This is a genomic window from Pseudomonas sp. MPB03, assembly GCF_046605385.1.
In the GTDB taxonomy this organism is placed as follows: domain Bacteria; phylum Pseudomonadota; class Gammaproteobacteria; order Pseudomonadales; family Pseudomonadaceae; genus Aquipseudomonas; species Aquipseudomonas zanjanensis.
Genome location: NZ_CP176770.1, coordinates 1,698,582 through 1,720,065 on the forward strand (window position 1 = coordinate 1,698,582; position 21,484 = coordinate 1,720,065).

The 21,484-nt window shown below is 61.2% G+C and carries 20 protein-coding genes and 1 pseudogene; 12 read left to right on the top strand and 9 right to left on the bottom strand.

Going from position 1 to position 21,484, the window contains the following annotated elements:
• Window positions 1-121 precede the first annotated feature (121 nt).
• Both fadD2 and fadD1 read left to right on the top strand, forming a co-directional pair.
• A complete protein-coding gene (gene fadD2, locus ACLH0I_RS07465; protein ID WP_411386696.1) occupies window positions 122-1,810 on the top strand; it encodes a long-chain-fatty-acid--CoA ligase FadD2 in 1,689 nt (562 codons plus the stop codon).
• Between the two features lie 367 nt (window positions 1,811-2,177).
• Window positions 2,178-3,869 carry a long-chain-fatty-acid--CoA ligase FadD1 gene (fadD1, locus tag ACLH0I_RS07470; protein WP_411386697.1) on the top strand — a complete coding sequence of 564 codons (1,692 nt, stop codon included), beginning with the start codon at window positions 2,178-2,180 and terminating at the stop codon, window positions 3,867-3,869.
• A gap of 219 nt (window positions 3,870-4,088) precedes the next feature.
• On the opposite strand, the gene ACLH0I_RS07475 is transcribed toward fadD1, so the two are convergent.
• Complete coding sequence (locus tag ACLH0I_RS07475; protein ID WP_186709198.1) at window positions 4,089-4,466, bottom strand: hypothetical protein; 378 nt, start codon at window positions 4,464-4,466, stop codon at window positions 4,089-4,091.
• Window positions 4,467-4,713: 247 nt separating this feature from the next.
• Between ACLH0I_RS07475 and ACLH0I_RS07480 the strand changes: the two genes are divergently transcribed.
• Both ACLH0I_RS07480 and def read left to right on the top strand, forming a co-directional pair.
• Window positions 4,714-5,664, top strand: coding sequence for a YihY/virulence factor BrkB family protein (locus tag ACLH0I_RS07480; RefSeq protein ID WP_207966961.1), 951 nt, complete (start codon window positions 4,714-4,716; stop codon window positions 5,662-5,664).
• On the top strand, window positions 5,661-6,200 hold the full coding sequence (gene def / locus ACLH0I_RS07485; protein ID WP_186709197.1) for a peptide deformylase: 540 nt from the start codon (window positions 5,661-5,663) through the stop codon (window positions 6,198-6,200). Before ACLH0I_RS07480 ends, def begins: the two co-directional genes overlap by 4 nt.
• A 109-nt stretch (window positions 6,201-6,309) precedes the next feature.
• On the opposite strand, the gene ACLH0I_RS07490 is transcribed toward def, so the two are convergent.
• From ACLH0I_RS07490 to ACLH0I_RS07500, 3 genes are all read right to left on the bottom strand, one after another.
• Window positions 6,310-6,729 carry a GNAT family N-acetyltransferase gene (locus ACLH0I_RS07490; protein WP_411386698.1) on the bottom strand — a complete coding sequence of 140 codons (420 nt, stop codon included), beginning with the start codon at window positions 6,727-6,729 and terminating at the stop codon, window positions 6,310-6,312.
• Window positions 6,730-7,019: 290 nt separating this feature from the next.
• On the bottom strand, window positions 7,020-7,574 hold the full coding sequence (locus ACLH0I_RS07495; protein WP_250963214.1) for a hypothetical protein: 555 nt from the start codon (window positions 7,572-7,574) through the stop codon (window positions 7,020-7,022).
• Window positions 7,575-7,737: 163 nt separating this feature from the next.
• Complete coding sequence (locus ACLH0I_RS07500; protein WP_411386699.1) at window positions 7,738-8,769, bottom strand: LacI family DNA-binding transcriptional regulator; 1,032 nt, start codon at window positions 8,767-8,769, stop codon at window positions 7,738-7,740.
• Window positions 8,770-8,985: 216 nt separating this feature from the next.
• Between ACLH0I_RS07500 and ACLH0I_RS07505 the strand changes: the two genes are divergently transcribed.
• Both ACLH0I_RS07505 and ACLH0I_RS07510 read left to right on the top strand, forming a co-directional pair.
• Entirely contained in the window at window positions 8,986-9,519 is a 534-nt protein-coding gene (locus ACLH0I_RS07505) for a gluconokinase (RefSeq protein ID WP_186613539.1), read from the top strand.
• A 92-nt stretch (window positions 9,520-9,611) separates the two neighbouring features.
• Window positions 9,612-10,964 (top strand): GntP family permease, encoded by a 1,353-nt coding sequence (locus ACLH0I_RS07510; RefSeq protein WP_053182604.1) that lies wholly within the window; start codon window positions 9,612-9,614, stop codon window positions 10,962-10,964.
• Window positions 10,965-11,125: 161 nt separating this feature from the next.
• Here ACLH0I_RS07510 and alaC read toward each other — a convergent pair whose 3' ends face one another.
• On the bottom strand, window positions 11,126-12,337 hold the full coding sequence (gene alaC, locus ACLH0I_RS07515; protein WP_411386700.1) for an alanine transaminase: 1,212 nt from the start codon (window positions 12,335-12,337) through the stop codon (window positions 11,126-11,128).
• Window positions 12,338-12,545: 208 nt separating this feature from the next.
• Here alaC and ACLH0I_RS07520 point away from each other — a divergent pair, with 208 nt between their 5' ends.
• Both ACLH0I_RS07520 and ACLH0I_RS07525 read left to right on the top strand, forming a co-directional pair.
• A complete protein-coding gene (locus ACLH0I_RS07520; protein ID WP_250965679.1) occupies window positions 12,546-13,208 on the top strand; it encodes a LysE family translocator in 663 nt (220 codons plus the stop codon).
• Between the two features lie 80 nt (window positions 13,209-13,288).
• Complete coding sequence (locus ACLH0I_RS07525) at window positions 13,289-13,777, top strand: GyrI-like domain-containing protein (RefSeq protein WP_250965678.1); 489 nt, start codon at window positions 13,289-13,291, stop codon at window positions 13,775-13,777.
• Window positions 13,778-13,788: 11 nt separating this feature from the next.
• Here ACLH0I_RS07525 and ACLH0I_RS07530 read toward each other — a convergent pair whose 3' ends face one another.
• On the bottom strand, window positions 13,789-14,394 hold the full coding sequence (locus tag ACLH0I_RS07530) for a pyridoxamine 5'-phosphate oxidase family protein (RefSeq protein ID WP_250965680.1): 606 nt from the start codon (window positions 14,392-14,394) through the stop codon (window positions 13,789-13,791).
• A 34-nt stretch (window positions 14,395-14,428) separates the two neighbouring features.
• Window positions 14,429-14,914: a GNAT family N-acetyltransferase gene (locus ACLH0I_RS07535; RefSeq protein ID WP_411386701.1), complete on the bottom strand. Its 486-nt coding sequence runs from the start codon at window positions 14,912-14,914 to the stop codon at window positions 14,429-14,431.
• 142 nt (window positions 14,915-15,056) lie between these two features.
• Between ACLH0I_RS07535 and ACLH0I_RS07540 the strand changes: the two genes are divergently transcribed.
• The 4 genes and pseudogenes from ACLH0I_RS07540 to ACLH0I_RS07555 all read left to right on the top strand — a co-directional run bounded on the left by ACLH0I_RS07540 (window position 15,057) and on the right by ACLH0I_RS07555 (window position 17,336).
• Window positions 15,057-15,491, top strand: coding sequence for a YybH family protein (locus ACLH0I_RS07540; protein WP_186709181.1), 435 nt, complete (start codon window positions 15,057-15,059; stop codon window positions 15,489-15,491).
• A 67-nt stretch (window positions 15,492-15,558) separates the two neighbouring features.
• Complete coding sequence (locus ACLH0I_RS07545; RefSeq protein WP_186709173.1) at window positions 15,559-15,903, top strand: YciI family protein; 345 nt, start codon at window positions 15,559-15,561, stop codon at window positions 15,901-15,903.
• 60 nt (window positions 15,904-15,963) lie between these two features.
• Window positions 15,964-16,101, top strand: a pseudogene (locus ACLH0I_RS07550) (SRPBCC domain-containing protein); the annotation flags it as partial.
• A complete protein-coding gene (locus ACLH0I_RS07555; RefSeq protein ID WP_411386702.1) occupies window positions 16,101-17,336 on the top strand; it encodes an RNA polymerase sigma factor in 1,236 nt (411 codons plus the stop codon). The pseudogene ACLH0I_RS07550 and the gene ACLH0I_RS07555, both read left to right, overlap by 1 nt.
• A 283-nt stretch (window positions 17,337-17,619) precedes the next feature.
• Here the strand turns inward: ACLH0I_RS07555 and ACLH0I_RS07560 are convergent, their stop codons facing one another.
• Both ACLH0I_RS07560 and ACLH0I_RS07565 read right to left on the bottom strand, forming a co-directional pair.
• Window positions 17,620-18,963, bottom strand: a complete 1,344-nt coding sequence (locus tag ACLH0I_RS07560) for an imelysin family protein (RefSeq protein ID WP_250965675.1) — start codon at window positions 18,961-18,963, stop codon at window positions 17,620-17,622.
• A gap of 267 nt (window positions 18,964-19,230) precedes the next feature.
• Entirely contained in the window at window positions 19,231-21,282 is a 2,052-nt protein-coding gene (locus ACLH0I_RS07565) for a putative bifunctional diguanylate cyclase/phosphodiesterase (protein WP_411386703.1), read from the bottom strand.
• Between the last annotated feature and the right edge of the window lie 202 nt (window positions 21,283-21,484).

The window sequence follows — 21,484 nt, forward strand, 5'->3', positions numbered from 1 at the left end:
ATCTATGACGCAGGTTGCCATATTTGCCTGATTCGCCATAGCTGCTAGTGTCCCAGGAGCTCCGCCTCTGCAAGCGATACAGACGCGGCCCGGATATGCTCAGGTAAAGAGGACAAAAACAATGCAGCCTGATTTCTGGAATGACAAGCGCCCGGCCGGCGTGCCCCTGGATGTCGACCTCGGGGCCTACAAGTCGGTGGTCGAGGTGTTCGAGCGTTCCTGCAAGAAATTCGCCGACCGCCCGGCGTTCAGCAACATGGGGGTGACCCTCACGTACGCCGAGCTCGAGCGCTACAGCGCAGCCTTCGCCGGTTACCTGCAAGCCCATACCGACCTGGCGCCGGGCGATCGTATCGCGGTGCAGATGCCTAACATCCTGCAGTACCCGATCGCCGTGTTCGGTGCGTTGCGCGCCGGGCTGATCGTGGTCAACACCAACCCGCTGTACACCCCGCGGGAAATGCGTCATCAGTTCAAGGACTCCGGTGCCCGGGCGCTGGTGTACCTGAACATGTTCGGGCAGAAAGTCCAGGAGGTGTTGCCCGACACGGACCTGCAATACCTGATCGAAGCGAAGATGGGCGACCTGATGCCCACCGCCAAGGGCTGGCTGGTCAACACGGTGGTGAGCAAAGTCAAGAAAATGGTCCCGGACTATTCGCTGCCCCAGGCCATTTCCTTCAAGAGCGCCTTGCGCCTGGGACGCGGCCAGGGCATCAAGCCGTTGAAGGTCAGCCTCGATGACATTGCCGTGCTGCAGTACACCGGCGGCACCACCGGGTTGGCAAAGGGGGCGATGCTGACCCACGGCAACCTGGTGGCCAACATGCAACAGGCCCGGGCGTGCCTGGGACAGCTCGGCGATGACGGCCAGCCGCTGTTGCGCGAAGGCCAGGAGGTCATGATCGCGCCATTGCCGCTGTACCATATCTATGCGTTCACGGCGAACTGCATGTGCATGATGGTGACCGGCAACCACAACGTGCTGATCACCAATCCGCGGGACATCGGTGGCTTCATCAAGGAACTGAAGAACTGGCGTTTCTCGTTATTGCTGGGGCTCAACACGCTGTTCGTGGCGCTGATGGACCATCCGGATTTCAAGACCCTGGATTTTTCCCACCTCAAGGTCACCAACTCCGGCGGCACCGCGTTGATCAAGGCCACCGCCGAGCGCTGGCAGCAGATTACCGGTTGCGGCATTACCGAGGGGTATGGCCTGACCGAGACCTCGCCGGTGGCCAGCGCCAATCCTTATGGCGGTAAATCCCGCCTGGGCACGGTGGGGATGCCGGTGCCGGGCACGCTGATGAAAGTGATCGACGACGAGGGCGTCGAGCAACCCCTGGGCGAGCGCGGGGAACTGTGCATCAAGGGACCGCAGATCATGAAAGGCTACTGGAACAAACCCGAGGCCACGGCCGAAGTCCTGGACAGCGAGGGCTGGTTCAAGTCCGGCGACATCGCGGTGATCGACCCGGACGGCTTCGTGCGCATCGTTGATCGCAAGAAGGACATGATCATCGTCTCGGGTTTCAACGTGTACCCCAACGAAATCGAAGACGTGGTGATGGCCCACCCCAAGGTCGCCAACTGCGCGGTGATCGGCGTGCCGGACGAGCGTTCGGGCGAGGCGGTGAAGTTGTTCGTGGTGGCGCGGGAAACCGGGGTCAGCCTTGAAGAACTCAAGGCCTACTGCAAGGAGAACTTCACCGGCTACAAGATTCCCAAGCACATCGTCTTGCGGGACTCATTGCCGATGACGCCGGTGGGCAAGATCCTGCGGCGGGAGCTGCGGGATATCGCCTGAGCTTAAGGAAGACCAATAGAAACCCTGTGGGAGCGAGCTTGCTCGCGATAGCGGTAGGTCAGTGGCAGAAATGTTGGCTGATACACCGTCATCGCGAGCAAGCTCGCTCCCACAGATTTTTGTGTATTCAGGGCGATGCAGTGGAGGTTTGGAATTTTTACTCTAAAAATGACCATTGATTGTTCATGAGTCATGTTTATGACTGTAGGGGTTGTTTTTGGCTCTAGGCGACCCTCGGCAAAGCTGCTACTCTCGGCGCGCTTTTGTGACTTCTCGGCCTTGATTCAAGCCAGATTCACCAATAAACACACCAATAATAATCGCATCAAATGCGGTGAGAATTCGCGTTGCTGAGGAGTGGGCTTCCATGATCGAAGACTTTTGGAAGGATAAGTACCCAGCTGGGATTGCTGCCGACATCAATCCAGACGAGTATCCGAATATTCAGGCGGTGTTGAAGCAGTCCTGCCAACGCTTTGCCAACAAGCCGGCATTCAGCAACCTCGGCAAGACGATCACCTACGGTGAGCTCTACGAGTTGTCCGGGGCGTTTGCCGCGTACCTGCAACAGCATACCGATTTACAGCCGGGCGATCGAATCGCCGTGCAGTTGCCCAACGTTCTCCAGTACCCGGTGGCCGTGTTCGGTGCGATCCGCGCCGGGCTGATCGTGGTCAACACCAACCCGCTGTACACCGCGCGGGAAATGGAACACCAGTTCAATGACTCCGGCGCCAAGGCGTTGGTGTGCCTGGCGAACATGGCGCACCTGGCCGAGACCGTGGTGCCGAAGACGGGCGTCAAGCACGTCATCGTCACCGAAGTCGCCGACCTGCTACCGCCACTCAAGCGCCTGTTGATCAACAGCGTGATCAAGTACGTCAAGAAAATGGTCCCGGCCTATCACTTGCCCAAGGCCGTGAAGTTCAACGACGTGTTGAGCAAAGGCCACGGCCAGCCCGTGAACGAAGCCAACCCCTCCAGCGACGATGTGGCCGTGCTGCAATACACCGGCGGCACCACCGGCGTGGCCAAGGGCGCGATGCTCAGCCACCGCAACCTGGTGGCGAACATGCTGCAGTGCAAGGCGCTGATGGGCTCCAACCTCAATGAAGGTTGTGAGGTACTGATCACGCCACTGCCGCTGTACCACATTTATGCGTTCACCTTTCATTGCATGGCGATGATGCTGATCGGCAATCACAACATCCTGATCAGCAACCCGCGTGACCTCTCGGCGATGGTCAAGGAACTGTCGAAGTGGAAGTTCAGTGGTTTCGTCGGCCTCAATACGCTGTTCGTGGCCCTGTGCAACAACGAAGCCTTCCGCAAGCTGGATTTCTCGGCCCTGAAAGTCACCCTGTCCGGCGGCATGGCCCTGCAACTCGCGGCAGCCGAGCGCTGGAAAGCGGTCACTGGTTGCCCGATCTGCGAAGGTTACGGCATGACCGAAACCAGCCCGGTGGCCACGGTCAACCCGATCCAGCACATCCAGGTCGGTACCATCGGCATCCCCGTGCCGTCGACGCTGTGCAAGGTGATCAATGACGCGGGCGTCGAACAGCCGTTGGGCGAAATCGGCGAGTTGTGCGTGAAAGGCCCGCAGGTCATGAAAGGCTACTGGCAGCGCCAGGAAGCCACCGATGAGATCCTCGACAGCGAAGGCTGGCTCAAGACCGGTGACATCGCGCTGATCCAGCCGGATGGCTACATGCGCATCGTCGATCGCAAGAAAGACATGATCCTGATCTCCGGTTTCAACGTGTACCCCAACGAGCTGGAAGATGTGCTGGCAACCCTGCCGGGCGTGCTGCAATGCGCGGCCATCGGCATCCCGGACGAGAAGTCTGGCGAGGCGATCAAGATCTTCATCGTCGCACGGCCGGGTGTCACGTTGACCAAGGAACAGGTGATGGAGCACATGCGCGCCAACGTCACCGGCTACAAGGTGCCCAAGGCCGTGGAATTCCGCGATGCCTTGCCGACCACCAACGTGGGCAAGATCCTGCGGCGCGAGTTGCGGGATGAAGAGCTTAGAAAGCTGGGGCTGAAGAAGTAAGGCCGTTGCCAATGACAAAGCCCCGCTGATGCGGGGCTTTTCATTGTGCGGCGAATGTCCCGGGGCGGGGCAGCTTTTTGTGGCGAGGGAGCTTGCTCCCGCTGGGCTGCGCAGCAGCCCCCTCCGATCCCACTGACACACCGCAAGGGGCCGCTGCGCGTCCAGCGGGAGCAAGCTCCCTCGCCACAAGAGCTCCCTGCAATCAACCTATGTGGAGCATTACAACCTGAACTGCGCAAAATCCAGGTTGGTGCCCCCCGGCCGCATATCCTGCAGGTAGGAGTCTTTGTCGGCGCTCAGCTCCAGGCTCAGGGCTGCCTTGCGTTTGCCCTGGTTGCGCACTTCCAGGCCTTCCATCTTTTCGCGCAGGAACACGGTCGGCACTTTCAAGTGCAGCAGCTCATCGGTGGCCGGCGTGTGCAGCAGCAGGTGGATCCATTCGTACTGACCGATGGCCAGGCGCGCCACCGGGATATCGAACCAGAAGATGTTGCGGTTGCGGTTCAATTCGCTGAAGTGGCAGTTGTTGACGCCCAGTACGGCGCCGCCCAGTTCAAGGTTTCTGCGGGCGATGGCCTGCTTTTTATCGAGTTTCATAACGTTCCTACGGGGTTGGAGCTTCAGGCCGCCGCCTGAATACGTGGGGCATTCTCGGTGGTTGCCGGGTAAACATAAAGCCCCGCCTGTACGAACGATGAAACTTGGCTTGGCAATCATCGGTCAACTCAGCGTCGGGCCTGAAAAGACGAAATTGATCCAACGTCGCCAAACAGGCTACTTTGTTGTGGCAACGCCCCCTGAGTCGCCAAGCGACCACCCCTTTTTGCGGCGAAAGGAGACGCACATGATGTTCCCGGCCTTGAAAGGCTTACCCTTGCATCGTGTGATGATGCGCACCGTGACCGAGTTTCTCGACGACGAGATGTCGACTTACGCCTCGGCTTTGGCCTACCAAATGCTGTTTTCGCTGTTCCCGTTCATTCTCTTTCTGATTGCATTGATTGGCTTCCTGCACCTGCCGGACTTCTTCTCCTGGCTGCGCCTGCAATCGGAACTGGTGCTGCCGCCCCAGGCCCTGGAACAGGTCAACCCGGTGATTGACCAGCTCCAGCAATCCAAGGGCGGCTTGTTGTCGGTGGGTATCGTCATCGCCTTGTGGACCGCTTCGGCGGGCGTGCGGCTGATGATGAGCGCGATGAACGCCGCCTACGACGTGGTCGAGGGCCGTCCGGCCTGGAAGCGCTTTCCGCTGTCGATCTTCTACACGGTCGGCATCGCCGGCATGCTGCTGGCCGCCGCGGCGCTGATGGTGCTCGGGCCGCAGGTGATGGGCTGGATTGCGGCCCAGGTCGGCCTGGAGGAGTTCATCGTCACGCTCTGGACGATTGTGCGCTGGCCGGTGATCGTGTTCTTGCTGATGGTCGCCGTGGCGCTGATCTATTACGTGATGCCCGACGTCAAGCAGGAGTTTCGCTTCATCACCCCAGGGTCGGTGCTGGCGGTGGTGGTGTGGATCATCGCCTCCCTGGGCTTCGCGTTTTACGTCAAGACCTTCGCCAACTACAACGCCATGTATGGCAGCATCGGCGCGATCATCGTGTTGTTGCTGTATTTCTACATCTCTTCGGCAGTGCTGCTGCTCGGTGCGGAGATGAATGCGGTGATCGAGCACATGTCCGCCGAGGGCAAGAATCCAGGTGAAAAGAACCCGGGCGAGCATGAAAAGCAGCACGTGTCCGGCCTGGGGCGCGACCATTCCATCCCTCACACCCACCCTGACGAAGCCCGACCATGATCCGTGAAATCCTGAAAATGGGCGACGAACGCCTGCTGCGCATCGCCCCGCCGGTGCCCGCCGACCTGTTCGACAGCCCTGAGTTGTGGCAATTGATCGACGACATGTTCCAGACCATGGAAAGCGTCGGCGGTGTCGGTCTGGCGGCGCCGCAGATCGGTGTCGACTTGCAACTGGTGATCTTCGGCTTCGAACACAGCGAGCGTTACCCCGACGCCGAGGCGGTGCCCCAGACGATTCTGATCAACCCATTGATCACTCCGTTGGGCCCGCAGATGGAAGAGGGTTTTGAGGGTTGCCTGTCGGTACCGGGCCTGCGCGGTGCGGTGGATCGCTACCAGGACATCCGCTACGAAGGCTTCGACCCCAAGGGCGAGCCGATCGTGCGCTACGCGTCGGGCTTCCATGCGCGGGTGGTGCAGCATGAATGCGATCACCTGATCGGGCGGTTGTACCCGTCGCGCATCACGGATTTCAGCAAGTTCGGCTTTACCGAGGTGATGTTTCCGGACCTGGATCCCATGGCCGACGACTAACTCTGTGGGAGCGAGCTTGCTCGCGATGGCGGTGTGTCAGCCACCCTTGATGCAACTGACCTGACGCCATCGCGAGCAAGCTCGCTCCCACAGTGGGCTGCGTTGATCTTCAGGGTTTTGCAGATGCCAACCCCATCGCAATCATCGGCTTGCTGCGCGCATACCGGCTCAGGCGCTCGGCCATGGCATAGGGCAGTTCAGGATCGAAGCTGAAACCACGTCGCTCATAAAAACCACGCAAGTCCGGGTGACAGAACAACCACACCGGCTCATCCAGGTCTTTCACTGCCTCGGCGATCAACCGCGCGCCAATGCCCTGCACGCGGTACGTCGGGGCGACGAACAACCCGGTCAACCAATGCCCGCCCGACACCGGCCGCAGGCACAGGGCGGCGACGATCTCATCGCGTCTTGCCACCCACAATTGTGCGTCACGCACCGCTTTCATCGAAGATTGGTGGGCGCGGTAAAACTTGTTCATCAGTGGCCACAGCGGCTCGTCGAGTTGCGTGTAAAGGATTTCGGACATGGCAGGGTCGTGGCGCAGAAGGGGGAGGCGATTATAAAAGAACGCGGGTGCGGCGATAGGTGTATACCTGACTGCACATCCCGTATGAGTGGAGTACGTATCATGGCCAAAGGCATGGATTCAAAAAAAGCGGCAAAGAAAAAACCGGCGAAGAGTGCTGATGAAAAGCGTGCCGACAAGAAGGCCAAGAAGGTGAATCTGTTCGGTCATTGAGCCGCTACCGTCTCGGTTGGCCTCAGTTTGAGCTGGGGCGGTCGGCCCAGCTCAAACCCTTCGTTATGTGTCGAAGCTCAGAGCGAGGCGAGAAACATGTCCGTGGCCGAGGCCGTGTCCCCTGTGCGGCTTTCCTCGGCCTTTTCCACTTGTGCCATCGCCGATTTGTCCTGCATGCGCTGGGCAATCTCCTGACTGATGGCCATCTGCTTCTCGGGCGGCATCGCCTCCAACTCTTCCTGGGTAATGCCCATCTCTTCAAGGATGCTGTCGCGCAGGCGCTCTTCGGGCGTCTTGCTCATGTAGTCCTTGAATTCTGCCGTCGCGGAGCCGCCAAGCGTCGTGGTTTCTTCGGGCGCTGACGAAGCAACGGTCTGCAAGTGCACGCGGGTCTTGGCGAATGCCTCGTCCACCTTGTCGCTGATGGCGGTGGCGGCGCTGACCTGCTGCGTGGCTTGTCGGGTGAAGGCGTCCTGGACCTGGGCACTGCCCTGGCTGGCCCGGGCCTGGACGTTATCGCGCAACGCCTGCAACGCGGCGCTTTGCAGGCCGCTGGCGGCTTCGGCGGTGGGATCCTCGCCCGGGCGCTTGAGCGGCAAGACCATCGCTTGCTGTTTTGCACTGACCAACATGATGAACACCTTGTAGGTAATGGCTGAGCGAGGGGCAGGAGCAATTCCCATGCCGTTGCCGCGAGAACCTTATGCCAAGGGCTTTTAGACGGGCGTGCTGCGAGCGCGGCGGCCAATCCTTGCCGTTCGTCGGCATGGATTGACCGCCTCGTGCCGAGGCTGTTCAGGTGCTTTCGCGAACCTTGAGCTCAAAGCCCATGTCCACCACCGGCTGGGCGATGCGGTTGCCAGCCATCAGCGTCAGCATCTGTTCGGCGGCGCGACGGCCGATGGCTTCCCGTGGGGTGCTGATACTGCTCAGGCGCGGCACCATGTGGGCCGAGGCGGGCAGGTCGTTGAAGCCCAAGACCGAGACCTGCTCGGGGATCTTGATGCCGCAGCGCAGGGCCTCGAACAAGGCGCCGTGGGCCAGGTCGTCGTTGCCGAAGAAAATCGCATCGACGTCCGGGTGGCTGTCGAGCAATTGCAGGAATAATTCACCACCCAGGCCCACCGAGGAGGGGCGCGGGGTCAGCAGTTCCAGGTCCGGGTCATACAAGCCGGCTTTCTGCAGGGCGCGACGAAAGCCTTCGCCGCGCAGCAGGGTACGTTGGTCCAGCTGTGCACCGATGTAGGCCAGGCGCTTGCGGCCTTTGGAAATCAAGTGCCCGGCCGCCGTTTCCCCCGCCTTGAGCTGGGAAAAACCAACGCAGTTGAGCCCGGCGCCGGGGTCCAGTTCCATCATGTACACGCAGGGAATGTTGCTGGCCTCGATCATCCGCCGGGCGCTTTCGGTGCGGTCGAAACCGGTCAGCAGCAAACCCCGTGGCTGATAGGCCATGTAGTTGCGCAACAGGTCTTCTTCCTCGTCCCGGGAATAGTGATAGTTGCCGATCACCACCTCGAAACCCTTGGGCCGCAGGACCCGATGGATGGCTTCCAAGGTGTCGATGAACAACAGGTTGGACAACGACGGCACCAACACCACCACCGAATGGCTCTGGGCCGAAGCCAGGGCGCGGGCAGCGGGATTGACGACGTAGTTGAGCTCCACGGCGGCCTGGCGGACTTTTTCCACCAGTTCCGAGGCTACGGTGCTGACGCCGCGCAGGGCACGGGAGGCAGTGATGGGGCTGACACCGGCCAGGCGTGCGACTTCGTTGAGCGTGGGGCGACCGGTGGTGCGAGTATTCTTATCGTTTTTAGAGGCGGTCATCAGGGCGGCTTGCCAAACAAAAATCAAGGCACTAAGGTAGCGCTGTCTCGACGCCGCTGCAAATGCGTGAACGGGGGTTGCCTGATCTCCCGTCCGCTCGCGTCGTGAACGAACATGCTGCAACCACAAAAATGACAAGAAGGCGTCGGCAACTTCTGCTTTTGCTGCGGTGTCATAACTGGCAAAGGTAGCGCTGTCTGCGCGCTGAGGTGTTACATGAACAATCCCATCACCGCCCTGGTCATCATGGGCGTTGCCGGTTGCGGCAAGACATGCGTCAGCCAGGCCCTGTGCCAATTGAGCGGCGCCACCGCCATCGAAGGCGACACCTTCCACCCCGCGGCCAACATCCAGAAGATGAGCGCCGGTATTCCCCTGAACGACGACGACCGTGCCGGCTGGCTCGACAGCCTGTGCGATGAGTTGCGCCGTGTCGACGCCACGGGCGAGCGCCCGGTGCTGACCTGCTCGGCCCTCAAGCACAGTTATCGCGAGCGTCTGCGCAGTGCCTTGCCCGGCCTGGGCTTCGTATTCCTTGAATTGACCCCCGAAGTGGCCGCCGACCGTGTTTCCCACCGTCCCGGTCATTTCATGCCGTCGACTCTGATCGACAGCCAGTTTGCCACCCTCGAATCCCCTGTCGGCGAGCCCCTGACCCTGGCTCTCGACGCGTCCAGCCACAGCATCGACGAACTGGCGCGCCAGGCTTACGTCTGGTGGTTGGCCCACGGTTTGAAGCTTGCCGGCTGAGTTTCAAAAAATTCGCGTCAGAAAGATAGCGCTGTCCCGACGGCTCATAAATAACTGCTTCAATAACAACAACAAATCAGGAGACACCTCCCATGTTCGGCATGTCCCACGAGACGTTCCTACTGCTTGATGCAGTGGTCACGGTGATCGGACTCATCGTCCTCATCACCAAGTTCAAATTCCACCCGTTCATTGCACTGACCATCGCCGCCGCGTTCCTCGGCCTGACGTCGGGCATGCCGACCGGCACCATCATCAAGGCGTTCCAGGACGGCTTCGGTGGCGTGCTCGGCTTTGTCGGCATCATCCTGGCGCTGGGCACGATGCTCGGCAAGATGATGGCCGAGTCGGGCGGGGCCGATCAGATTGCCCAGACCCTGATCCGTGCCTTCGGCAAGGACAAGGTGCAGTGGGCGATGATGTTCGCTGCGTTCCTGGTGGGCATCCCGCTGTTCTTCGAGATCGGCTTCGTGTTGCTGATCCCGCTGGTGTTCATCGTGGCGCGCCGCACCGGCGTGTCGATCATCAAGATCGGTATCCCGTTGCTGGCCGGCCTTTCCGCAGTCCACGGCCTGGTGCCACCGCACCCGGGTCCGCTGCTGGCGATCGGTATCTTTGGCGCTGACATCGGCAAGACCATTCTCTATGGCCTGATCGTCGCACTGCCGACCGCCATCATTGCCGGCCCGATCTTCGGTACGTTCATTGCCAAGCACATCCCCGGCCATCCGAACCAGGAACTGGTGGATCAACTGGCCCGCGAGACGAACGCCGCCGAGCTGCCAAGCTTCAGCATCACCCTGATCACCGTACTGTCGCCGGTGTTCCTGATGTTGCTCAAGACCTTTGCTGACGTAGCGCTGCCGGACGGCAACCTCTTCCGCGTCTGGATGGACATGATCGGCCACCCGATCTCGGCCTTGCTGCTGGCGTTGCTGCTGTCGCTGTATACCTTCGGCTACAAGCAGGGCATCGGCTCCAGCCAGATGCTCAAATGGCTGGACGCAAGCCTGGCCCCGACTGCCGCGATCATCCTGATCATCGGTGCCGGTGGCGGCTTCAAGCAGATGCTGGTGACCAGCGGCGTGGGCGATGTGATCGGCCACATGGCGGTTAGTGCGCAGATTTCGCCGATCCTGTTGGCCTGGCTGGTGGCGGCGGTGATTCGGATTGCGACGGGTTCGGCCACTGTGGCGACCATTACGGGGGCCGGGATCGTGGTGCCGGTGGTGGGGATGATGCCAGGCGTGAACCGTGAGCTGCTGGTGCTGGCGACCGGTGCCGGTTCGTTGATCCTGTCCCACGTGAACGACGCAGGTTTCTGGCTGGTCAAGCAGTACTTCAACATGACCGTGGCCGAAACCTTCAAGACCTGGACCGCGATGGAAACCATCCTGTCCGTGGTGGGGCTGATCTTTATCCTGCTGTTGTCGCTGGTGATCTAAGAACACCCTGGACTAACTGTGGCGAGGGAGCTTGCTCCCGCTGGGCCGCGAAGCGGCCCCAATCCAGTCAACTCCGACTCATAGAGTGAGGCGACCGGTTTGCGACTGCTTCGCAGTCGAGCGGGAGCAAGCTCCCTCGCCACAGATGTTGTGGTTGGCTGTCAGGCTTTGCCGGTCAACCCATCCGCCCGAAACATCCCACGAATCCCCCGCACAGCCTGGCGAATCCGGTCCTGGTTCTCAATCAGCGCAAAACGCACATGATCATCCCCGTATTCCCCGAACCCCACCCCCGGCGAGACGCAGACCTTGGCTTCGGCCAACAGCTTCTTGGCGAATTCCAGCGAGCCCAGGTGCGCATAGGCGTCGGGAATCTTCGCCCAGACGTACATCGATGCCTTGGGGTTTTCCACCATCCAGCCCAGCTCATGCAGGCCCTTGACCAGCACATTGCGGCGCTGGCGGTACTGCTCGGCGATGGCGCGCACGCATTGCTGGTCGCCTTCGAGAGCGGCGATGGCGGCCACTTGCAGCGGCGTGAAGGTGCCGTAGTCGTGGTAGCTCTTGATCCGCGCCAGGGCGCTGACCAGTTCCGGGTTGCCGACCATGAAACCGATGCGCCAGCCAGCCATGTTGTAGCTCTTGGACAGAGTGAAGAACTCCACCGCGATGTCTTTCGCGCCAGGCACCTGCATGATCGACGGGGCTTTCCAGCCGTCATAGACAATGTCGGCGTAGGCCAGGTCGTGGATCACCAACACGTCGTACTGCTTGGCGAGGGCGATGACCCGTTCGAAGAAGTCCAGCTCCACGCATTGGGCGGTGGGGTTGGAGGGGAAGCCCAGGATCATCATCTTTGGCTTGGGAATCGAGCCGCGAATGGCCCGTTCCAGCTCATCGAAGAAATCCACGCCAGGCACCAGCGGCACCGAACGCACCTGGGCGCCGGCGATTACCGCGCCGTAGATGTGGATCGGATAGCTGGGGTTGGGCACCAGCACCGTGTCGCCCTGGTCCAGGGTGGCCAGCATCAGGTGTGCCAGGCCTTCCTTGGAACCGATGGTGACGATGGCTTCGCTTTCCGGGTCGATGTCCACTTCATAGCGGTCCTTGTACCAGCGCGAAATGGCGCGGCGCAGGCGCGGGATGCCTTTGGACGTGGAGTAGCCGTGGGTGTCTTCACGCTGGGCGACGGTGACCAGTTTCTCCACGATGTGCGGGGGCGTGGCGCCGTCGGGGTTACCCATGCTCAAGTCGATGATGTCTTCGCCGCGCCGACGCGCAGCCATCTTCAGCTCGGCAGTGATATTGAATACGTACGGGGGGAGTCGATCGATGCGCGCAAAGCGGCGCGGCGAACCTTGTTCGGCCATTGTTGCCTCGAGATACGTGAGCGCCCGGAACCGTCCGAGCGACGTTGGCCACTGCGGTGGCCTGCGGCGCAAGATAATCGGGCGGATGTCGGATTGTCCAGTAGCCGCGTCGAACTATTTTCGACGACACTGTCGCCCAGGCTGCGGCGCTATCGATGGTCGCCGCGGCATGTTCAACCTGTCTCACCCAATCCTGATGGAATGAATGATGGAATTTTCCAGCGGCTTCCTGCTGAGCCTTTCCCTGTGCCTGGACATTGGCGTGGCCAATATCGCGATGATCACCCTGGCGATGCAGCGTGGCTATTTCCAGGGTTTCGCCTTGGGCCTGGGCACTTGCGTGGGCGACCTGGTCTACGCCGTCCTGGCCCTGGCCGGCATGACCGTGCTGCTGCAATACGAAGCGGTGCGCTGGGTGCTGTGGGTCGGTGGCTCGGTGTTGTTGCTGTACTTCGCGGCGAAGATGATCCATTCGGCGATCTATCACAGCACCGTGCTGGCCGAGGCGAGTGAGGTGCAAGGCAACTCTTCGCGCCAGGAGTTTTTTCGCGGGATCTTCCTTGCCATGTCATCGCCCAGTGCCATCCTCTGGTTCGCGGCGGTGGGCGGCACGCTGATCGCTCGCTCGGGCGGCGGAACGTTGCTCAGCTCGGCGCTGTTCCTCAGTGGTTTTCTCTGTGCCGGGCTGCTGTGGTGCGCGGCCTTGTGCCTGGCCGCGACCCAGGGCGGCAAACTGTTGGGGGATAAACTGTTGCGTTATTCCTATTGGGCATCCGCCGCGATCTTCTGCTATTTCGCAGTGTATGTGGTTGTTTCTGGCTACAACGAGTTTGTAGGAAAAGCCGTCACCGGCACCGTGCCTGGTCTCTGACAAGCGAAACGGTCCTGCCAATCACGGTTTGGCTTCTATACTGCCAAGCCCGACTTCACGTTTTGCTGGAGTGTTGCCGCATGGAAAAGCCCAAACGCGATTACACAGCCGTACCACGCTTTGAACAGGGACGTTTTCAGCTCATCGCTGGCTTTGGTGCCCGGTTTACCGAGGACACCGCCCAAGACATTCCTTTGCTCTGGGAAAAGTTCCTGCCCTGGCTCGGCAAAGTGCCAGGGCAGAAAGATGAAGTGACCTACGGCGTGTGTTGCAACCCGGACGGGAAGGGTGGGTTCGAATACATCGCCGGCGTGGAGATCAGCCGGCTCGACGATCTGCCGGAGCAATACCGTTGGATCGAAATCCAGCCAGGGCATTACGCGGTCTTCGAACACAAAGGGCCGTTGAAACAGCTGCCGGACACGTTCCAATACATCTGGAATGAGTGGTTGCCGCATTCCGGCCACGAAGCGGCCGAGTTGCCGGAGTTCGAGCGCTACAGCGAGGATTTCAACCCCAGGACTGGCCAAGGCACCCTGGAGATCTGGATCCCGCTCAAGCCGAGCTGATCGTTGCGGCTTCAGTACAAACTGGCCTGCACCCGCGCAGGCGCTTCACGGTCGTAAGTCTCGGCATCGAACTGCCCATCATTCAAACGCTTGTGGATCGCCCCGGCGCTGGGCAGGGCTGAGCGCTCGAGATGGCGGGCCGGGTTCCACAGGTCTGAACGCACGATGGCTTTGGCACAATGGAAAAACGCCGCTTCGACCGTCACCAGCAGCACGGTGCGAGCCGGCTTGCCGTTGACCGCAAAGCGTTCCAGCAGTGCCGGTTCGGCGCTGATCCGGGCGGTGCCGTTGACCCGCAAGGTCTCGCCAATGCCTGGAATAAGGAACAGCAGCGATACCCGTGGATCGTGCAGAACGTTGCGCAGCGTGTCGATGCGGTTGTTGCCGGGACGATCCGGCAGGGCCAGGGTCCGCTCGTCGAGGATCTGCACAAAACCTGGCACGTCGCCCCGGGGCGAGCTATCGAGGCCGTCGGGGCCTGCGGAACCGATGACCACCAGCGGCGAGGCCCGGACCATCGCCTGATAGTCCTCGTTCAGGAACGGGATCTGTTTACGCACTGCCCGTTCGTGAGGCAAGCCATACAGGGCTTCCAACTGTTCAATCGACGTCACCATCATCCATTCATCCTGAGTCTATGGGCCAAGGTCTTCAAAACACCAACCCCATCCGCCGCTCATAACCGATGCGGCCCTTGTAGGCTTCGCCACTGTCGACCCAGCCCATCCGCGTGTACAGGCCGATGGCCGAGTCGTTGTCGGCGTCCACCGAGAGCTCCAACCCGCGGATCTCCGGCCAGGCGGCGCGCGCCACGGCGGGCAGCGCCTGCAGGCAGGCCTTGCCATAACCTTGGCCTTGGGCCCGGTGGTCGACTTGCAAGGCATGCAGGGTGGCGCTGTGTTCGTTGGCCCAGGCGGGCAATACCGGTGGGCGCTTGAGCAGAAGGAAGGCTACCGGCACCTCCTGCGCCAATAGCGCAAAGCCTTTGACCCCCGGGCCGGGTTTGGACAGCAGCGTATGCAGGGCGCCGTGGATATCGCCGGCGAACTTGATCTGTCCGGGGTGGATTTCGATGGCGGTGACCTGTTCGCGTTGACGCGGGGTCAGGTCTTCGTAGGGGACGAGCTGAACGGTCACAAAAACATCCATTGTTTGCCGGCTAAATGAGACGTGGATTCTAGCGAATTTTTTTCTTTGGATTATTTTTGTTGGATTGTCGATTCGCTGTTTCTCCAAACGACCAAGGGTGTCTTCAACAAAAAAACTGCGGAGAATCACCATGAATACCCAAACCACTGAAACCCAGATCCAGGCCCTGATCGACACCTATCGCCAGGCCGTGATGACCAAGGACGTTGAAAAGGTCATGGCGCTCTATGACGAGGACATTGTCTCGTTCGATGCCATCCAGGCCTTGCAGTTCAAGGGCAAGGCCGCTTACCGGGCCCATTGGCAAGCCTGCATGGAAATGTGCCCCGGCCCGCACAAGTTCGACTTTCATCAGGTCAAGATTACCCCGGCCGATAACATCGCCTTCGCCCATTGGCTCGCCTATTGCGGCGGCACCAACGAAAAGGGTGAGGAACAAGCCTGCTGGATGCGCGTGACGGCCTGCTATCAGCGTGTTGCCGGACAATGGCGGATCGTCCATGAACATTGGTCCGCCCCGTTCGACCCGATGGCCGGGACGGCGCTGTTCGACCTGCAACCCTGATCGTCGGTTTTTTTGCCGAGGGTCATTCTGCCGTCCATAGTTGATCAGTCCGATCACGGAGCCTTCCATGAAGTACCTATGCCTGGTGTATAGCAACGAACACACGCTGCACAACTCGCCCGACAGCCCGGAGGACGCCGAGTGCATGGCCTATGCCGAGTCGATCCAGGGCAGCGGGCGCATGGTGGCCGCCGAGGCCCTGGAGTCGGTACAGACCGCCACCACGGTGCGCATGCGCGGCGGCAAGCTGTCGATCACCGACGGCCCGTTCGCCGAAACCAAGGAGCAACTGGCGGGCTTCTATTTGATCGACGCCAAGGACCTCAACGAAGCCATCCAGGTCGCCGGCAATATTCCGGCGGCCCGGGTCGGCTGCGTCGAAGTACGACCGGTACGCCAACTGAACCCCTGAACAACAAGCACAAACAGGATTTCATTCATGAACCTCACAACTGCCTCTCATGCGTTAACCCAAACCCGTTACACCGCCCGTGCGCTGCACTGGAGCGAGGAGGATCGCCAGACGCACGAAGCCATGGGCTTCCATGAAGGGTGGGGCGAGAGCCTGGACCGGCTTGAAGCGCTGGTTACCCGGGGCATGCCCGACTGATGTCGGCCGAAACGGTCAAGGCGCGGGTCGAGCAGGTTTATCGGCAAGACTCGCGACGGATCCTGGCGACCCTGATTCGCCTGCTGGGAGACTTCGATCTTGCGGAAGAGGCCTTGCACGAGGCCTTTTTCATTGCGGTCGATCGCTGGCAGCGCGACGGAGTGCCGGACAATCCACGGGCCTGGCTGGTGTCTGCCGGGCGTTTCAAGGCCATCGACAGTTTGCGCCGACGGGCGCGTTTCGCCGCGTCCCGACCGATGTTGATCGCCCAACTCGAGGAACTGGAACAGGGCCAGTGGGGTGACGAAGACGTGGAAGACGATCGCCTGCGGCTGATTTTTACCTGCTGCCACCCGGCCCTGGCGGCGGATGCCCAGGTGCCCCTGACGCTACGGGAAGTCTGCGACCTGACCACCGAGCAGATCGCCCGGGCATTCCTCGCCGCCCCGGCGGCCATTGCCCAGCGCATCGTGCGGGCCAAGGCGAAAATCCGCGATGCCAGGATCCCCTACCAGGTGCCGTCCCGGGCGGAGCTGCCGGAGCGTCTGGACAGCGTGCTGCGAGTGATCTACCTGGTGTTCAACGAAGGGTATTCGGCGTCGATGGGCGCCGAGCTGACCCGCGAAGACCTGACGCGCGAAGCCATCCGCCTCGGGCGTCTGCTGATGGAGTTGCTGCCCGAGGCCGAGGTCATGGGGCTACTGGCGTTGATGCTGCTGCACGAATCCCGGCGACCGGCGCGAACGTCGTCGACCGGTGAGCTGATCCTGCTGGATGAACAGTCCCGATCCTTGTGGGACACCGAGCTGATCGCCGAGGGCTGCGCGTTGGTGGAAGCCGCGTTGAAGACCCGGCGGTTCGGGCCGTACTGCTTGCAAGCGGCGATAGCGGCGGTGCATGCCGAAGCGCCGACGGCCGAGGAGACCGATTGGCCGCAGATCGTCGGGCTCTATGATGTGCTGCTGCGGGCCGTGCCGTCGCCGGTGATCGAACTCAACCGAGCCGCCGCCCTGGCCAAGCGCGACGGGCCCCAGGAAGGGCTGCGCCTGGTTGACGGAATACTCGCCAGGGGCGATTTGACGGACTATCACCTGGCCCATTCGGCACGGGCGGAGTTCTGTCGGCAGTTAGGGCAGGTGGACGAGGCGAGGGCTGCCTACCGGCGTGCGCTTGAACTGACGCAGCAACTGCCGGAACGGCGATTTATCGAAGGGCGGCTTGCGGGGTTGCAGTGATGCACCCCTGTGGGAGCGAGCCTGCTCGCGATAGCGGTGGATCAACCAACATCGATGTCGACTGACATACCCTCATCGCGAGCAGGCTCGCTCCCACAAGGGAAGTGATGGCTGATCGCACATTTTCGAAACCCCAGAAAGCACTGTGGGAGCGAGCCTGCTCGCGATAGCGGTGGATCAGCCAACATCGATGTCGACTGATAGACCCCTATCGCGAGCAAGCTCGCTCCCACAGGTTTTGTGGCGTGGCTGGCTGCGTTAATCCTCAGCCAGCCGGCGTTGATCAGAACTCGTGATCAGCGCTGTCCGGGTTCAGGTCGCTGATGCCCAGTTTGCCCGCGGCCTGCTCGATCGAACCGGTCTGCTTGACCAGTGCGGCGATGGCGTCGCGGACGATCTGGTTGCCAGCGGTGTTGCCGGCGGCGATCAGTTGATCGTAGTGCTCACCCTTGTTGGCGTGATCGACCATGACCTGGATCTTGGCCTCGGTGTCGGCCAGGTCGGCCTTGAGCGCGGTGTCCGCGGCCGGGTCGGCCTTGGCGACCAGGGACGACAGGCTGGCGCCAGCCAGCTTGGTGCCGTCGACGCGGGTGTATTCGCCCAGGTACACGTTACGCACGCCCTTGGCATCGTAGAAGTGCGAGTTGTGGGTGTTGTCGCTGAAGCAATCCTGCTCGTCTTCTGGCGAGTTGGCTTCCAGGGACACCTTCATGCGCTCGCCCGCCAGTTCACCCAGGGACAGGCTGCCCATGCCGAACAGCATCTTGCGCAGGCCGCTCTCGGCCGGCTCGGCTTCCAGGGTGGCGCGGTAGTTGTCGGCCACGTTCGGCTTCCAGTTGCCGACCATTTCCTGCAGGTCATTGACCAGCAGTTGGGTCACGGACTTGAGGTAGGCACGACGACGGTCGTTGTGGCCGCCGGTGGCGCCGGCGCCTTCCAGGTAGTCCGAAGCTGGGCGATTGCCAGCGCCCGGACCGGTACCGTTGAGGTCTTGGCCCCACAGCAGGAATTCGATGGCGTGGTAGCCGGTGGCGACGTTGGCCTCGGAACCACCCAGCTCGTTCAAGCTGGCGAGTTTTTCCGGGGTGATGTCTTTGACGTCGACCTTGTCTTCGCCAACCTGGACTTCGGTGTTGGCGATGATGTTGGCGGTGGCGCCCGGGTTGCCCAAGGCGTGTTCGTAGGACTTGTCGACGTAGTCGATCAGGCCTTCGTCCAGGGGCCAGGCGTTCAATTGGCCTTCCCAGTCGTCAATGATGGTGTTGCCGAAGCGGAACACTTCGCTTTGCAGGTACGGTACGCGTGCGGCGACCCAGGCAGCCTTCGCGGCTTTCAGGGTCTCGGCGTTCGGCTTGGCCAGGAACGCGTCGACGGCGGTTTGCAGGGTTTTCGCCGTGGATTCGGCATCGCTGTAGACGGCGTAGACGATGTCGGCGTAGTGCGCGACAACAGCCTTGCCGGCGGCTTCGTCGATTTTGCCAGCGGCAGCAGGGGCGACCGGTGCCGCGGTGCTGGCGGCCGGCGTTGGCGCTTGGGGCGCGGCGGCCTTGTCTTTGCCTTCGCCGCAACCGGCGAGGGAAATAGCGATGGCCAGCAGACTGGCGGTAGCCAGGGGCATACGAATCATGGCGAACATCCTGCTTCGGTGATGGATGGGACAGGCGCGAGGGTGCGCAAAAACTGCGACATAATGCGAAAGATTTGCATTATGTGTAAAGGGTTATGGTTGTAAATATTTCTTGTTTAATGATGAGAATCACCCCCTGTAGGAGGCGTCTGTAGGAGCTGCCGAGCGAAGCGAGGCTGCGATCTTTCCCCTGGCGCTTGAATCCCAAGCGAACAAACCAAAGATCGCAGGCTTCGCCAGCTCCTACGAAGGCTTGGTGCTGGGGGGTCAGATTATGGAAACCTTGCTGCGCTCGGCCTGCTTCAGGTAAATACCCAACTCCCGCGCCGGCAGCGGTTTGCTGTAATAGTACCCCTGACCTTCATGGCAGCCCTCGGCGATGATGTAGGCTTCCTGCTCCACCGTCTCGACGCCCTCGGCAATGACCTGCATCCCCAGGCTCTTGCCCAACTGGATGATGGCCCGGACGATGGTCGCGTCGTCCTCGTCGTCGAGCAGGTCCTGGACGAAGCTCTTGTCGATCTTGATCTTGTCCAGCGGCAGGCTCTTGAGGTAGCTCAGGGACGAATAGCCGGTGCCGAAGTCATCGATGGCAATCAGCGCCCCGGAGCGGCGCAGGCTCAGCAAGTGCTGGGCCGCGGTGGTGATGTCTTCCATCAGGCCGGTCTCGGTGACTTCCAGTTCCAGGCTGCGCGGCGGCAGCCGGTACATCTGCAGGAGATTGTTCACCACCCGCGGCAGCTCGGCGTGGTGCAGTTGCACCGTCGACAGGTTGACCGCCATGCGCAGGTCGAGGAAACCCTGGTCGTGCCATTCGCGCAATTGCCTGCACGCCTGGTCCAGCACCCATTCGCCGATAGCGATGATGGTGCCGTTCTGTTCGGCCAGGGGAATGAACAAGTCCGGCGGCACCAGGCCGTGCTCGGGATGGTGCCAGCGAATCAAGGCTTCGGTGCCGACTATCCGCAGGTCGCGGTAGCTGATCTGCGGTTGGTACACCAGGCTGAACTGCTCGCGGGCAAGGGCCTCGCGCAGGTCTTTTTCCAGTTCGCGACGGCGGCGCATCTCGCTGTCGACGCTGGCGATGTAGAACTGGTAGCGATTGCGCGAGCGGCTCTTGGCCAGGGTCATGGTCTGCTCGGCTTTCTGCAACAGTTTCTCGGTGCTGTCACCGTCTTCGGGGAAGAGGGTGATGCCAATAGTGGCCCGCAGGCGGATCTGCTGATCATCGATGGCGAACGGCGCTTCCAGGTCATCGAGGATGCTCTGGGCCAGCTCGGCGGCCTCGTAGGGCTGCTCGATGTCGGCTTGGACCAGGGCGAACTGGTCGCCCCCCAACCGCGCCAGCGCGCCGAGCCGGCCGCTGTGGGCCCGCAGCCGATCCGCCAGGGCCAGCAGCAACTGGTCGCCGGTCTGATAGCTGAACTGCTCGTTGATGCCCTTGAAGTCATCCAACCCCACACACAGCACCGCCACCCGACGTTGCAGGCGCCCGGCGTCCACCAGGATCTTGTCCAGTTGCTGTTGCAGTTGCTGGCGGTTGGGCAGGCCGGTGAGAAAATCGTACTGGGCCATGCGCAGCAGGCTGTTTTCCGCTTCGTGGCGCAGGTGCGTGTTGCGTTCGATGGATTCGAGCAATTGGTTGGCCGTGTTGATCCACAGGCCCAGCTCGTTTCGTTCATGGCCGCGCAGCTGCGGGATCTTGTGCGCGCTGGGGCGATCGGGGTTGATTTCGGTCAGGTGCTCGATGATCCGCGACAACGGCTTGGTCAGCAGCCAGTGATAGACCAGGTACAGCACCAAGCCCATGGCCAGGGCCCGCAGCATCCCGGAGATAAAGATGATCACCGAGCTGACGATGAAGCCCTCGCCGTAGGTGGCGGTGTCGAGGGTGATGCTCAGGTCGCCGTAATATTCGCTGTAGGGGCCGCGTCCCACCAGTTGCGTGGTGAAGGTGCGCTCTTTGCCCAGGATCAGGTCGGTCAGCCAGCGGCTGTCGGAGTGCTTCAAGGGTCGGGCTTTTTCGGCGAGCATGGTTTCGCGGGGGTGGCCGATGGACGCCATGCGTACGGCTTCGTCCTGGAACAGGCCCTCGATCACCTGCATGCCCATTTCCCGGTCCAGGCTGTAGACGGCCTGGGTCGAAGGGTCGCGGAACATGTCGAGGATACGTTGGGCGTCAGTGGCGACGGCCTGGTTGGTTTTGTAGGCATCGAACACGATCTGGGCGCAGCTCAAGACCACACCAACGATCAATGCCGAGAGGAGCACGACCCGGAGCAACTTCACAGACAAGCTGTTCTTGAGTTCCAGCTTCAAAGAGTGGTTCCTTGTTCCGTGCGGGTAGCGTCAAGTTGCCATGAGTATTGGCAATCCTGTGATGTCAGTCAAAGGGACAATCAAACACAAGGGTTTTCGCTTGAAACCTGACCGGTATACGTTTTTTCCAGAGTGATTGCTCTACGACCATTGTGTCGGTTGAAAGGCACCGCAACTTGAGGCCCGCCGGGATTTTTTCTTG

Excerpts from the sequence above, each read along its gene's own strand:
- fadD2 (WP_411386696.1), top strand. The coding sequence starts at position 122 with ATGCAGCCTGATTTCTGGAATGACAAGCGCCCGGCCGGCGTGCCCCTG.
- fadD1 (WP_411386697.1), top strand. The coding sequence starts at position 2,178 with ATGATCGAAGACTTTTGGAAGGATAAGTACCCAGCTGGGATTGCTGCC.
- ACLH0I_RS07475 (WP_186709198.1), bottom strand. The coding sequence starts at position 4,466 with ATGAAACTCGATAAAAAGCAGGCCATCGCCCGCAGAAACCTTGAACTG.
- ACLH0I_RS07480 (WP_207966961.1), top strand. The coding sequence starts at position 4,714 with ATGATGTTCCCGGCCTTGAAAGGCTTACCCTTGCATCGTGTGATGATG.
- def (WP_186709197.1), top strand. The coding sequence starts at position 5,661 with ATGATCCGTGAAATCCTGAAAATGGGCGACGAACGCCTGCTGCGCATC.
- ACLH0I_RS07490 (WP_411386698.1), bottom strand. The coding sequence starts at position 6,729 with ATGTCCGAAATCCTTTACACGCAACTCGACGAGCCGCTGTGGCCACTG.
- ACLH0I_RS07495 (WP_250963214.1), bottom strand. The coding sequence starts at position 7,574 with ATGTTGGTCAGTGCAAAACAGCAAGCGATGGTCTTGCCGCTCAAGCGC.
- ACLH0I_RS07500 (WP_411386699.1), bottom strand. The coding sequence starts at position 8,769 with ATGACCGCCTCTAAAAACGATAAGAATACTCGCACCACCGGTCGCCCC.
- ACLH0I_RS07505 (WP_186613539.1), top strand. The coding sequence starts at position 8,986 with ATGAACAATCCCATCACCGCCCTGGTCATCATGGGCGTTGCCGGTTGC.
- ACLH0I_RS07510 (WP_053182604.1), top strand. The coding sequence starts at position 9,612 with ATGTTCGGCATGTCCCACGAGACGTTCCTACTGCTTGATGCAGTGGTC.
- alaC (WP_411386700.1), bottom strand. The coding sequence starts at position 12,337 with ATGGCCGAACAAGGTTCGCCGCGCCGCTTTGCGCGCATCGATCGACTC.
- ACLH0I_RS07520 (WP_250965679.1), top strand. The coding sequence starts at position 12,546 with ATGGAATTTTCCAGCGGCTTCCTGCTGAGCCTTTCCCTGTGCCTGGAC.
- ACLH0I_RS07525 (WP_250965678.1), top strand. The coding sequence starts at position 13,289 with ATGGAAAAGCCCAAACGCGATTACACAGCCGTACCACGCTTTGAACAG.
- ACLH0I_RS07530 (WP_250965680.1), bottom strand. The coding sequence starts at position 14,394 with ATGGTGACGTCGATTGAACAGTTGGAAGCCCTGTATGGCTTGCCTCAC.
- ACLH0I_RS07540 (WP_186709181.1), top strand. The coding sequence starts at position 15,057 with ATGAATACCCAAACCACTGAAACCCAGATCCAGGCCCTGATCGACACC.
- ACLH0I_RS07545 (WP_186709173.1), top strand. The coding sequence starts at position 15,559 with ATGAAGTACCTATGCCTGGTGTATAGCAACGAACACACGCTGCACAAC.
- ACLH0I_RS07555 (WP_411386702.1), top strand. The coding sequence starts at position 16,101 with ATGTCGGCCGAAACGGTCAAGGCGCGGGTCGAGCAGGTTTATCGGCAA.
- ACLH0I_RS07560 (WP_250965675.1), bottom strand. The coding sequence starts at position 18,963 with ATGATTCGTATGCCCCTGGCTACCGCCAGTCTGCTGGCCATCGCTATT.